Genomic DNA, 13932 nt, shown 5'->3' with positions numbered 1-13932 from the left:
TTCCAGTAAAGTCTCACCGGCAGACTCCCGTATGGATGATAAATGCCGTATAGGAATCTCGACCGCAAATCTGTTTTTGGGAAATAATAGGATGTACGGAATGTTTTGAATCGATAGTATTTCATTCTAAAACTTTTTTGTAAATTCGGTCAATCTGTCTGCCTTTCTCTTCCCAACCATACGCTAATGAACGACGATAGGCCGCAATAGACATTCTCTTCCTTCTTTCATCGTCTGTTGCTATTTCATCTATAGCCTTAGCTATGTCTTTTATCACTTGTCTTTTTCCACGGATAGATATTTTGATACCACATTCATCTGTTATTACATTTGTGAAGCCACAATGATCCAATGCTATTGTCGGCAATCCATAAGAAAGTGCTTCCAATAGCACGGTGGAGGTCAAGTCTGACAAGCTGGTGATGCAAAACAAGTCGCACTTTTGCATGATAACCATAGCCTTTGCCTTCTCCACCCATCCATACCATTCAATTCGGAGTTGAGAATAGCGTGCCGCCATCTTTTTCCATCGCTTCTCGCACGCTCCGTTGCCGATGATGTGCAGTTCAATGGGAGACTGCACTTGTGCCGCAGCCTCTATCAACAGGTTCAGTGACTTTCGGGGTGTAAATTGACCGGACCAGCAGATTTTCAATACTTTACTTTTGCCATAAGATGCGTATACCTCTCCTTTACCCGAAAACCCCACCTCTGGTATGATGGTGGATTCACGATCATAAAGCCCCTTTATTGTATCAGCCTCATTCTGCGTGGCGGCTATCAGAGCCTTGGCGTACTGCATTGCCGCTTTCACGCGCCGATTGGTATGCATCTGCCACAGATTAATCACATTCCGTGAGAAATAGAACACCGCACCTCTCAGTCCCATGGAGCAGAGCATCCGCCACGGAGTGATGTTGAATCCTCCGATAGGTCCCCACACCAATGGCTTGTCCAATTTCCACAGATAGCCAGGTTCACGGTAACCCACCATATTGAGTTGGTGAACGAGATCAAAGTGATGTATCTTGTCCAAATCCAAAGCTTTGCGGTATGCTTTCCTTTGCCATTCCTGATAGAACCAATAATACGAAGGGGGCCATAATTTCCGAAGCAATTTATGACGCTGCTTGGTGATAAAATAGAAATGCTTATTGATGCACTCTTTCGGGTATTGCGCCAAGTATCGTTCTATATCATTTTGAAACTTGCTTTCCACCAAAATATGCAGTTCATGTCTTCGCGCTATCTCTCGCACGAAGTTCCATCCCATGCCCGGTTCAGACCCTTTGTAGGGCGAACAGGCGTAACAACTGACTAATATCTTCATCGGAGGGGTATATTTTCAAATCGTTTCGACATCATGTTGAGAATTGCCGTCATGGACTGATGTACGCTCTCCTCGATGCTGCCTCCCGTATCTACCCATACGGCACGAGGGTTTTTATCGGCAAACTTCCGCAGTGTCTCCACTTGTCGGCGCACCTCTTCTATCGGCAGTTCGGGCTTACGTTGGTGTATCTTCTCCGGGTCTGTACCTACGCAGATGACAAGATCAGGAGTTGGTACAAACAGCCCATAGCACTTCAGCAACCATTTAGGCAAACCGATACAGGCACGCTGAGGGTCGTTAATATAATCGTAGAAATAGCGGTCAAATATCCATACGTGATTTTTCACCGCCTTGTCCATATATATCTTTCTGAAATAACCATAGGTATAATCTATCCAGTAATAGCTGATGCGCAACAGTGAACCCAAGACCCCCGAGGTATTCCCTGCATGCGGGTCGCTACACACCACCGGCGGTGCGTTTTTGCATCGCTTTCCCGTTAGCACTGCCAGTGCAGGCAAGTAGTTGGGGCGCATATGCTCGTAATGAACGCCTTTGTGGAATGCCTCGCCGAGTACAGGCGTAACGGCTTCTATGATAGTACTCTTCCCCGAGCCGTCAGTACCAAGGAAAGCCACGGTGTAACCCAGTGGTTTCCCGAATCGTTTCAGCTTACCCAACTGACCGAGATAGTAGTGTATGCGCGAAGCCATACTCTGCAGATCATTGGAGGCAGCGATACCCACCTCTCTGATATGCCGCTTATCGAAGCGTCCTTCTCGCAACGTATCAACAATCAGTTTTCTCACTTTAGGCGAGAAAGCTTTCAGAATATGATTGATTGTTGCTTCATCCTTTCCGGCTATGCTCGTTTGCGCTTTCCGACAATAGGCATCTTTGCATTTCTTATTATTCAACGTCTCCTTCAGAAAGCTCATCAAACCATCAGCTTCAGGCGCGAGAGCCCGAATGCCCTTTTCTGTGACGAACGTGTTGGCAGTAATAATATCTTCATCTATGTAAACACATGTACGATGGTTTGCAAAGCCATCGTACATATCTATCTGCAAGCCAGATAGATATGCACACAATGCAAACTGTGGACACATTTTATCTGCTTTATATGACACCAATTTAGCCCCAGTCTCTCTGCACACATCATCCAAAATCTGAATAAAAGCGTTGTGATCTTTGGGGGCTACATAGATGTCAAGATCACTCTTATTTGTCGATTCAGGCAATTCTTCGTAGTGGCGTAGCACACAATAGCTGACCTGCCGCTCGTTCAGCAGTCTGAACAGCGACAAGGTAATAGTATTCGGTTTCATTCCTATATTGTCGATTTTATAAAGTCTTAAGATGATGTATAAGTCCTTGCATAGACGCTCCATAGGTCTGTTTCATCTGTGACGATCGTAACGTATCAAAAGTAGCGGGTTGTACTTTAGCGTTCAGTTTTTTCAACTTTGCAACTAAGTCATTCACATCAGTTGGATCGAATGTGTATCCGTTTTTTCCTTCTTCTATCAAGCAGGACGATCCGGCGCGGCGTGATACAAGACTCTTGCATCCTGCCAGTAGTGCTTCATTGACCACAGTCCCGAAAGGCTCTTGGTAACTTGCTAATATAAAAGTACTTGCGATATTATACCAAGCATACAGTTCATCGCCTTCCAAGCGTCCTGTAAAAAGAATTTGAGCATCTTTTCCAGCGACCAAATGCTCCAACTTCTTCCGCTCGGGTCCGTCACCGACAATCACCAAAGCACACTCATCCGTTTGTATGGCGGTGAATGCTTCAATTATCGTCTCCACATTCTTCAGTGTCACCAAACGACCTACAAAGAGAATCACACGTTTGCCTGTCAATCGATTCCGCTCTGCCAATATCTTGCTTTTAAGGAGCAGGCGACTGTACACCTCACGAGCCTGATGGTCTTCTTTCAATATAGGGAAACAATAACCTTTGCCATAGTGGTTTCTATACCATTCCGTCACTTTCGGTTCCACCAGAATCAGTTCATCCAATTTGGGAGTTATCCATTTTCGGAGTCGACGGTGCAGTGCGGAGAAGTCGTTGTATTCCGCCACCATATTATAACTATCGTCACAGACCGATACCACCTTGTATGCTCTTCGTTTCAGCCAGCGATGCAACAGCACTGCAATGCAGTCAAGACCGAACTCGCTGACCAATACAACATCCGGGCGGTGTTCATCCAGTTGTTTCCAATAGTTACAGCTAATGATGAGCGATTTTACACGTACCAGTTCTTTAAGATAGATGGGATTGAAACGAAACTGCTTGATTATCTTGTCGTAATCGAATTTCTGATTCAACAGATTCTTGTACTGTAGACACACGCGCGCATCAAATGCCTCCGACAAATCGTTGAAGAAATCAATGCGGTATGGCGCAATGGTGCGATGGAAAACTAACAGACGGGATGTATGATTCATTCTTGCTTAATAAATGCCCCTTTATAGCCAGGGACAATGATTTTATGTTTTGATACAATCGGTCTATTGTATAATAGGGTATTGGCTTCTACATCAAACGTAACAGTGCTATTGGATCCGATGACTACATCATTTCCAATAATAATTGGTCCTGCCACGACACTTCCTGCAAGGATATTTACATTGTCGCCTACGATAGGGGTCCTTATACATTTTCCTCCCTCAAGGCGTTCTTTGCAATTATTGCCACCCAATGTCACATATTGCCCTATCAGACAGTTCTGACCGATTTTTTCTGCACTCAATATGATTCCATAAGGATGGGGCATCCGGAAATAAGGACCAATATCCTTACAATTAGCTTCTATAAAATAATAATGTTTAAGTATATGCTTGCAAAGCCTTGAAATTACCCCCCCCGGTTTGCTAATCTGATGAGGAGTAAGGCACGCTTATCATGACTGAAAAGGGAGTATAAGATGATATGCCACATATCACTCTTTGCGTGTATGGCTGCGAGATCTGTCTTGATAAGATCGAGTATTGTCATATTACAGTCTCCCATCGATTACTGTACGGTCAAGCACTCCTTTCACATCATACACTACGCTGGTCTCATCACGCAGCATACTGCGTATGTCCATATTTAGGAATATATGATGTGCCACACAAAGTACCACTGCATCATACTTTTCATCGTTTATGACTTCTTTGACAATATTAATCCCGTATTCATGCTTTACAGCATCTGCATCAGCCCATGGGTCACAAACAGTCATATTGGCTGTATATTCCTTTAGTGTATGATAAATATCCACCACTTTGGTATTACGGATATCAGGACAATTCTCCTTGAATGTGATGCCCAATAGTAAGATATGCGCATCTTTTACCAGCACACCTTTTTTATTCATCAGTTTGATGACCTGTTGTGCCACATACTCTCCCATGCCGTCGTTAAGGCGACGTGCATTCGACATCACACGTGGCAGCACACCATACACCTGTGCTTTCTGAATCAGATAATAGGGGTCAACCGAGATACAGTGTCCTCCCACAAGACCCGGGCTCAGCTTGATGAAATTCCACTTCGAGGCTGCCGCTTCAATAACATCATGCGTGTCGATTCCCATGGCATTGAATATTTTGGCCAACTCGTTCATAAAGGCAATGTTTACATCACGCTGGCTGTTCTCAATTATCTTCGATGCCTCTGCAACTTTTATCGAAGGTGCTTTATGCGTGCCGTTGATGAGTACTGAGTTGTACACACTATCTACGATATCGGCAATTTCGGGTGTAGACCCCGAGGTTACTTTCTTTATTTTCTCGACGGTATGCAGTTTATCACCGGGATTGATGCGTTCAGGACTGTAACCGGCGTAGAAATCAACATTAAATTTTAATCCGCTCACACGTTCCACCACGGGCAAACATTCCTCTTCGGTCACACCGGGATATACAGTGGATTCGTAAACCACAATATCGCCCTTAGATATTACCTTACCCACGGTCTCGCTCGCACCCCACAATGGTTTGAGGTCGGGTCGGTTGTTCTCATCCACAGGAGTTGGAACTGCCACGACATAGAAGTTGCAGTCTCTTATATCTTCCAAGTCAGTGGTACATTTGAATCCATTCTTCTGAATCGCTTCTTGGAGCAACGAATCTTCTACCTCAAGAGTTGCATCGTGTCCACTCATCAGGCTCTCGACCCGATCCTTGTTCATATCAAATCCCACTGTTCTAAATTTGGTGGAGAATAATCTTGCTAATGGCAATCCCACATAACCAAGTCCGATTACTGCAATTTCAATTTCTTTCATTGTCTATGATTACTTTTAATTAAACTACGATAATAATTGTCGTGATTATGGACAAACGCCTCTTCCGAAAACATTTTTCGTGCTCTTTTAGAGGCCTCTTCCCCCATCCTACAACACAATGATGGATTATCTACCATCGCTATCAACTGTTTTGCCCAGGCTGTAGAATCCGATGGCGGCAGGATGTATCCGCAATGCTCATCAATTAGTTCGGGCAGTGCCGAGGCATTCGCTACCATGCAAGGACATTTCATAAACATAGCTTCTACCACACTGATTCCAAATCCCTCGTTTGTTGCGGGATGCACGTAAATCTGTGCTTTGTTTAAATAATCCGCTATATTCTTCTTGTATCCCAACAGCCGGACATTATCTGCAACACCGTACTCATGTATCATCTTCTCTAAATCCTCACGATATGGTCCGTCACCAATGATTGTCAGGATAATGTCTGAACGTCTGTATGTATTCACAACTTGGTTCATCATCTCAACAAGAAGGAATACGTTCTTATGCCTATTGAGTCCCCCTACATACAATACAAGGTTTCTTTCTTGACTATTTGAAACCTCAGCTACATTCACCGGACAGTTATAAATGATTGTCCCTTTTTTTGATTTCAATTGCTTGAAATCTTTTTGATACATAGCTTCTATGTATTTGGATATATAGATATAATTATCAACCATGCGTATAGCCAGTGACATCAGCCTCTTTTGCAGCCCGGACAGAGGAATATATCCGACAAAAGAGCGAACATAGATGGTCTTGGGACACAATAGCCTTAAAACCAAAACAAATGAATGTTCAACATTAAAATAGAAATGTACAATATCTATTTTTTCCTGCTTTACCACATTATGTATATCCCAAGCAAAACGAAACAGATTCCTCCCATAATCGCCATAAAAGGCTTTAATGCCATTGCACCTATAAAAACAGTCTTCTTCCTTCGCACTGGCTATATTCTGTTTGTTGCACGCAAAATAGATAGAATAATTAATGCTATTGGATGTAGTTATAAGTTTTCGTATTTTGCCTATCGTACCTCCATTTGGACTGATAGCAGACGAGATGATCAATACATTTACAGCCATATTACTCTACTAATCAACAATGTATAAGTTCCACTCCTTTTATTCTTCTTATCAGGTTTCTAAAACCCGGTATCCGTTTGAATGGCTCTTTGATAAATTGCCAAACCAACCAAACATTTCCTTTGGAAATTAAGCGTGCATGATGTTTAATTTTCATGTGGGCTAATTCCTTGAAAAAGCATATTTGAGATGTAGTCGTTTTACTTTCTTCCCATACCCGGAAATAACCAATTTCCGCATCTACGGTATAGCTTTTATATTTACGGACTATTCTCACGAACAGTTCATGATCCATCGTGTAGTGAAATCGTTCGTCCAAGTAGCCAACATCCTCTAATACTGAACGTCTGAATACGGTGGAGTTTTGCATTACAGACGACGGCTCATTGAGTAAATGGTCGTATGTAAAAGGATGTGCTTTCAATACACGAAGTTTCTTTCCGTCACCATCAATGATGACTTGATGCCCTGTAAGCAGATACTTGTCCGGGTTATTGGAGAAAAAATTATCGATGATATGCAACGCTCCAGGTGCGAGCATATCGTCACTATTTATCCAGACTATTATTTCACCTGTCGCCTTTCTGAACCCCTTGTTCAGTCCATCTGATTGCCCTTTGTCCTTCTCTGAAACCCAATTTAGGTGTGAATACTCTTTCAGTATAGAGATGGTTTCATCACAGGAACCGCCATCTATGATGATATGTTCAAAGTTCGTATATCCCTGATTCAAAACTGATTCTATATTTTGACGGATAAATCGTCCTTGATTGAACGACACTGTTACAATTGAAATTTTAAGCATATTGCTATCTTATTTTTAATCAAATTCATTGCGCCTTTTATATGCATATACCAAAAGCATATATAACATAGCCATCACATGATTATAATGCATGATAACCGATGATTGCACGTAATTGGGAATCTCTGAAAGTACGCAAGCCAGAATCACTATGCCAATTACTTCTTCCATTTCGTCTAAAGAATGACTATACAACTTAAAACCGCTCCATAAGAGATATACAAACGGCAAGCATCGTAATGTAAGTCCGATGAAGCCTTCGCACCATAGGATGGGAGCGATATATGTATCTCCTCCTAAGACAAAGCTGTATTTTCCTTTGGCGACATCTCTCACATAGCCTAATCCTGTTAGAATATCATCATGATTTTCTAATTTGATGATAACGTTCTCAATCAGTCGTTGTCTAAAGGCATAGGTACCTTGATTCTTGGCAAGCTGTGAATTTAGGGTGTTATCTATCAGATTGTCCCAAAAGTAAAATGCTGAGGGGTAGATGATCATCAATAGCATTGTAGCCAGTAAGACATAGAACACCAACATGAACAAGCGGGAGTGTATACCATTTTTCCAAATGTAAAATAGCATTGCAAGTGTAACTACAAAAGCAGCAGACGCAATCAGGCTACGCGTAAACGAAATAAAGGTTACGAAAAGGGCTATTAATACAAATTTCAAGAATCTCTTTTCGTGGAGTTTGAGGTAACAAACAAAGCAAAATGCCAAAATCACAGGAAGTACAGGTGGCATACCTAAAATGTTGCGAAGTACTGTGACATCTCCACTTGTTTGGTAAGTAATATTGCTGGAAAACAATGGAACGCCACAGCATTGTAGTACATACAGGATTGTCAGCGGAATGATCCATTTCAGTATTAGACCAGCGAATTTTTCAAGACGTTGAATACTCATTGCTGATATATAGGGCATACACAGCAGGAATGAGGGTAGAACGATATAATTGCGGCGATATACGGTAAAAGCGGCATTGAATCCTGTGACTTGTATAGTTTGGAAAAGTTTGAAAAAAGTCCAAAAGGAAGCTATGATGATTAATAAATGGAGAGGTTGGTACAAGGTTCTATAATTCCTCATTAGCGAATGGGAAAATAAGTAGAGCGAAAGAATGAAGCACAACAATGGCGCACCCATTAGTTTCAGTAGCGGCAAAAACGATGTCACCGTACTCCAGACCCCCCAATTAAAATATGTACAGAGAAAGATGATGATAAATAGAATATAATCCTGAAATATCAACCTCTCTTCTTCTACTTCAATTTCTTTTATCATGACTATGGTATCTTCTTGATAAATTTGGCAGGATTACCACCCCAAATTTCACCGGAAGGAATATCTCTTGACACGACACTCCCTGCTCCTATTATTGCTTTTTCTCCGATATTTACGCCTTTCAGTATGATACTGTTAGTACCGATGAATGCGTATGCTCCTATATAGACTGGCTTACACTGTCTTTTTTCTATGTCTGTATGGTCGGCTCTGTCCTCCCAATGTAGACTATGAAAGTCTGTATCAACAATCAAGCATCCCGCACCTATCTTTGTTCCCTTTTCGATGGTAATACTTTTATGACAGTGAATACACGTATTCGACATTCCCACATCATCCCCTATAGACAATGTGGCATCTTTCATGACGTTAATCTTACTGCATATTTTGTTGTCTATTGGATATTGTATACCTGATGTGCATATAAAATGTCGACCAATGAAGATATGCGCTCCTTTTTGAATGTTCAAGACAGGCATTCCATAAAAAATAATACTCTCTTCATGAAAATTAACTTTCGCGTTCTTTAGTATTGTGACGACGATTGCTTGAGTCAAACGTCGTTTTACCCCCCCCAGCAATATTTTACAAAGAGGTAGAAGTTACATAATAAACTCTGAAACTGCTGCATGGATTGATTTTATTTACCCAACAAGATGGGAAATTTTAAAGATAACCACCGGATAGGATAGTAGCAAACTAACATTGTTAGCAATCCGACTATCCACGGTTCGATGAATGTATTGGCTATATAACACAATTCAAGAGCGTTATGAAATACTACTATTGTTATGCTATGCACACCCAATATCATCAGTGTTCCGCTACTTATGGTCTTGATAAACATATTTGCTTTTAAATAGTTGCAGGCTTTGAACAATGAGAATGACAGAATGATTGCACCTGCGAAAAACACGAACGTGTTATCACCATAATCATTACTCCATACATAGACCAATCCATTATCCAGTGCAACAATAATACCCAATATCAAGATTAGTATTATGCTTAATGTACCATGCAGCTTTTTAGGGGGGGGGGGAATTTATAATTCATAAAACCAACAAGTTGTAGTTCTTCTTCTTTTATAAATTTCCCTAATGCCATGAATGGGAAACAAGATAGTACTCTATAAAGATACATATCTTGTATATCACTCGAATTAGTCGGGAATATATATTTTTCACAAACCATCCATAACATCATCAAAAGTGCTAATTCAATGTAATGTTGGCTGATGAATTTGAAGTTCTTCACATCTCCCATAAGACAACGGCACAAGGCGAGTACAACGACGAACCATACTCCGACAAATAAGGTGACGTAACCATCCTTCCCCCATGCCACTGCATAAAAAGCCCTCCAAGACATCGTAGCATAATGGAATAGATCTATGCATCCTTGTCTTGTCATGTCCAAGGCAAACTTGAAAACCAAATTAATGGTGGAATAGATGATAATGGGAACGACCAGACACTTGATGGTTTTCAGGCATTGCCTAGGTCTATACAGATAGCCGGAAATGACAAAAAATGCGGGCATATGAAATGCATACAGTATGATTTGTACATTGTCTTTACAACCGGCATGTCCCACTACGACAAAATAAATCAGTAACGCCTTTGCCCAGTCAATCCAAGCTATCCGTTCTTTTTCAGCATAACTTGACATATTATCTTTTTTATTTGATCTAACAAAAGTGTGTCTTTTATGATATAGAACTGCACAAAAGTCCAATAGGTAAAAGAAATAATGATAGCTGTCACCAATACTATCACATAATGGTTTATATATGTTTTTGCGATTTCGCATATTACAATGATGGGAACGCTAATCAGACAATTAGTAGCCAAATGCTGATATATAGGGGGAATGTCTATGCATTTACGTGCATAATGAGTAAACATGATAATTTCAATCAGGTGCGGTACTGCAACTGCCAATGCCGTTCCTTTTTCTGCATAATGAGGAACTAATATGACAATCATCAAAAGTGAAAGACTGGTTGTCAAACATGTGACAAAAAGTATCTGCTTGAATTTTTTATATGTTAATAATATCTGGTCTTTGAATACTTGTGCCAAGCCGACAAACAAAACTTGAATGAGTATCACCCTGAAAGGAAAGACTGCATTCTCATAACCTGCCCCTGCGACTAACATGATTATCTGTGGTGCCAGTATGATTCCACCTACAATTAATGGTATAGATACTGTACTAATCAGTCGTATCGACCTTATGATTATCTCCCGAAATGCATTCAAGTTACCTTTTGCATAGATATCATTAAGATAGGGAACAAATACAGAGTTGAATGCAACGATTACAGACAGGATGATTGTATATAACTTTATTGCAGCTGTATAGTAGCCTACTGCAAGATTCCCGCAACTGAATCCCAAAAACAGAACATTGAATGTAGCGTAGAAAGATAGCAGTATCTTGTCTATTCCCATAGATAAGATAGGAAAAAGATATTCTTTGCATTTCCGAATACTGTACTTAAATCCGGCATATCTCCTTGAATATTTCCAGTTTATTGTAGCATTAACGGCTATTTGACCAATGGTCACATAAAAGTAGTTATCATAATCACCTCTATCCCTGACAAAAAGAAAGATGCCTAAAATATATAGTGTTCTTATAAACAAGGTTCTCAGCGTAATATATCTAAAATCCTGCATACCCTGAAACAACCATTCCACGAGAAAGACATTGAACAGTATCTTTGTTCCGCCTATCCAATAAAGCGTCTTATATTCGCTTAATTGGGGGATATAAGTAACACAAAGCAAGTAAATTAGCAACAAAACAAGTGACAAAGTCAAATGTATCGAAGTCAATCCATTAAACACTTCTGTCCTTTTCTTCTCATCGTCGCTATTTTGTGCGATATAGCGTATTCCTACTGCACTTATTCCGAGTGAAGCCAACAGTATTGCATAATCAATGATGCTCAAAGCAAAACTCGCAATACCAAGTCCTTCAGCTCCCAATACCCGTGTTACATATGGAAATGTGAGAATGGAGTATAAGTAACCTGATATATTAAGTAATAAATTCCAAAGGAAATTGCTTCTTACACTGCTTACCATTATTGTAATCCTATATTATTTTCTTGAATTTAAAATACACTTGATACAATACGAAATACAGTACGTACGAGAAATTCATTAACCGTATCTTGTTTTTCGTTATCATGTTTGATACACCGTTGATACTGATGGGCAGGTATTGCTTGATTCCTAACATTCGTTTTAGATACCATGGATTGCGCCCGCCTACGAACATATACATGATGATGGAACTACTTAGTACATTGAATAAGAGATTTCTCATCATGCTTTTTTGTTCTTCGGTAAGGTTTGGATGATCGTTCAGATATTCGTTAATGGTTATCAAGTTGTTTTTATATCGATATACCCGTTTCATATCATGTGTCCTGCATGCGCTTCCTTGTCTTGCGTAAACGGTGTATATATGTTTGTCTTCAAATTGGTAGTTTTCAGCATACATTCCTACAAGGGTAGAGAAAAATGTGTCCTCACCGTGTGTGATACCAAGCGGAAATCTTATGGAATACTTATTCAGAAATTTCAGGGAATAGAAAGCCCCACACACACTGCCTCGAACAAAACTATGTGACAAGAACAAGTCGGTTCCTTTATATACTTTGTATGTTGGGAAGTTCCATTTTCCGAACTCTGTTGTCCCGTCATCCAAATAGCAACGAAAAGCTATTACTTCTGCCCCTTTATGCCTATCTATACTTTCAATAAGCTGTTTTACCCCCATTATCCAGTCATCGGCATCTACAAACATGACATATTCACCCTTTGCTTCCTCCAATCCTAAATTTCTAGCAGTACACACACCTTCATTCTCCTTGTGGATTACCTTTAGATTCGTATGTGCATACTTTATGTCATTTGCAATAGTCAAGGTGTTATCCGATGAACCATCATCAATAACTATCACCTCAAAATCCCTTTCAGATGAGGGATATTTATAAACGGAATCCAGACATTTACCTATATATTGCTCAACGTTGTAAGCTGGTATGATAATTGATAATTTCATAAAGATTGTCTTAATTTAATATTTTAAATATGCCAAATGTTAAACAAAATCAATATAGAATCTGAATTTAATAGTAACTTACAGCCAAAGTGATTTTACTATACACCATGTTGACATAGTCCCTACATCCGTTAAAAGTTTTTTTTAAAATTTCCATCTTTCTATTTTGGATGATTAAAAACCGTTCTTTGGCGTTTGAAAATATGTATTATGTCGCCCATAGTCAGAAGACCGGCATCATCTTCCGTAATGATTTTACGCAAAAGTTCAAGGTCTGTCCGGATTTGGGTACGGAAGCGACAAGCTTCGGGATTATCTCCTTTTACTGTCCGCATGGCTTCATCCCAAGAAATAACAGATATGTGAAGACGAGAAGAAAATTCCATCCTCCGATTGTGCCCCTTGTAGATTCGATAATAAACCGTACCATACCCGGCATTTTTCTTACTTGGTTCTAAGCGTGCAACGACTGTAGGCATTCTCTTGTAAGCATCTATTTTTTAGGGTGTCCTGTTCTACGTTCTCGTTTTTGATATTGAATTAACAACTTAATCTATTGATTATTAACTGAAATAGTATTGTTTTTAGGTACAATTTTAACAGACGAAAAAGTATTGCTAATTCATGAGGTCATTATGTTTTAAAGAGGTGTGATTATCAAAACTTTGGAACTTATATCATATCTTTTTTGAACTAAAAGCTAGGACATCAAACTGGACACACTATCTATTTTTTTATAAATGTTGTCATAATGGTTAGCAATGATGGCTTGGCTTTCAGAAATAAGAAACATTTCACGGATACGATCCGCAGTTCATTGGAAGACTTCGGAGAGTTCGATTATAAAGATAAAGTGTCCGGTGCGGTACATCATGTCCGTGTCCTTCTGACATGATACAAATTTACTTTACACATAATTAACAATTAAAAGAATGTATGTAACTATTCAGCGATTAAACAAAGTTGATAATCAGATATTTCCGATGATAGTGTTTGCTAAGAAAAAGAGAAAAGCATGCAAAATAGATACATCTACTTTCT

Annotated in this window: 13 protein-coding genes; all 13 read right to left on the bottom strand. The window is 39.9% G+C overall.

What is annotated here, in order from left to right; genetic code table 11:
* Positions 1 to 121: 121 nt before the first annotated feature.
* On the bottom strand, positions 122 to 1330 hold the full coding sequence (locus JCM16496_RS08700; protein WP_025833661.1) for a glycosyltransferase family 4 protein: 1209 nt from the start codon (positions 1328 to 1330) through the stop codon (positions 122 to 124).
* Positions 1327 to 2661, bottom strand: a complete 1335-nt coding sequence (locus tag JCM16496_RS08695; RefSeq protein ID WP_128809511.1) for a hypothetical protein — start codon at positions 2659 to 2661, stop codon at positions 1327 to 1329. The genes JCM16496_RS08700 and JCM16496_RS08695 overlap by 4 nt, the downstream gene beginning before the upstream one ends.
* Before the next feature lie 16 nt (positions 2662 to 2677).
* Complete coding sequence (locus JCM16496_RS08690; RefSeq protein WP_025833657.1) at positions 2678 to 3793, bottom strand: glycosyltransferase family 4 protein; 1116 nt, start codon at positions 3791 to 3793, stop codon at positions 2678 to 2680.
* Complete coding sequence (locus tag JCM16496_RS08685) at positions 3790 to 4098, bottom strand: LbetaH domain-containing protein (RefSeq protein ID WP_159102444.1); 309 nt, start codon at positions 4096 to 4098, stop codon at positions 3790 to 3792. Before JCM16496_RS08685 ends, JCM16496_RS08690 begins: the two co-directional genes overlap by 4 nt.
* A gap of 246 nt (positions 4099 to 4344) precedes the next feature.
* A complete protein-coding gene (locus tag JCM16496_RS08680) occupies positions 4345 to 5619 on the bottom strand; it encodes a nucleotide sugar dehydrogenase (protein WP_025833653.1) in 1275 nt (424 codons plus the stop codon).
* Positions 5616 to 6716 carry a glycosyltransferase family 4 protein gene (locus JCM16496_RS08675; RefSeq protein ID WP_025833651.1) on the bottom strand — a complete coding sequence of 367 codons (1101 nt, stop codon included), beginning with the start codon at positions 6714 to 6716 and terminating at the stop codon, positions 5616 to 5618. The genes JCM16496_RS08680 and JCM16496_RS08675 overlap by 4 nt, the downstream gene beginning before the upstream one ends.
* Positions 6717 to 6729: 13 nt before the next feature.
* Entirely contained in the window at positions 6730 to 7521 is a 792-nt protein-coding gene (locus JCM16496_RS08670; RefSeq protein WP_025833649.1) for a glycosyltransferase family 2 protein, read from the bottom strand.
* A gap of 15 nt (positions 7522 to 7536) precedes the next feature.
* Complete coding sequence (locus JCM16496_RS08665) at positions 7537 to 8811, bottom strand: hypothetical protein (RefSeq protein ID WP_025833647.1); 1275 nt, start codon at positions 8809 to 8811, stop codon at positions 7537 to 7539.
* A gap of 2 nt (positions 8812 to 8813) precedes the next feature.
* On the bottom strand, positions 8814 to 9368 hold the full coding sequence (locus JCM16496_RS24790) for an acyltransferase (RefSeq protein WP_025833646.1): 555 nt from the start codon (positions 9366 to 9368) through the stop codon (positions 8814 to 8816).
* Positions 9369 to 9819: 451 nt separating this feature from the next.
* A complete protein-coding gene (locus tag JCM16496_RS08650) occupies positions 9820 to 10482 on the bottom strand; it encodes an acyltransferase family protein (protein WP_025833643.1) in 663 nt (220 codons plus the stop codon).
* The gene (locus JCM16496_RS08645; protein WP_025833642.1) at positions 10452 to 11906 is read right to left on the bottom strand and encodes an oligosaccharide flippase family protein; all 1455 of its coding nucleotides are present in this window, start codon (positions 11904 to 11906) and stop codon (positions 10452 to 10454) included. Before JCM16496_RS08645 ends, JCM16496_RS08650 begins: the two co-directional genes overlap by 31 nt.
* 10 nt (positions 11907 to 11916) lie before the next feature.
* Entirely contained in the window at positions 11917 to 12891 is a 975-nt protein-coding gene (locus JCM16496_RS08640) for a glycosyltransferase family 2 protein (RefSeq protein ID WP_025833640.1), read from the bottom strand.
* A 161-nt stretch (positions 12892 to 13052) separates the two neighbouring features.
* Positions 13053 to 13370, bottom strand: a complete 318-nt coding sequence (locus JCM16496_RS08635; protein ID WP_025833638.1) for an Arm DNA-binding domain-containing protein — start codon at positions 13368 to 13370, stop codon at positions 13053 to 13055.
* Positions 13371 to 13932: the final 562 nt, after the last annotated feature.

The organism is Bacteroides rodentium JCM 16496, from assembly GCF_000614125.1.
In the GTDB taxonomy this organism is placed as follows: domain Bacteria; phylum Bacteroidota; class Bacteroidia; order Bacteroidales; family Bacteroidaceae; genus Bacteroides; species Bacteroides rodentium.
This window is presented reverse-complemented; position numbering and strand designations above follow the sequence as displayed.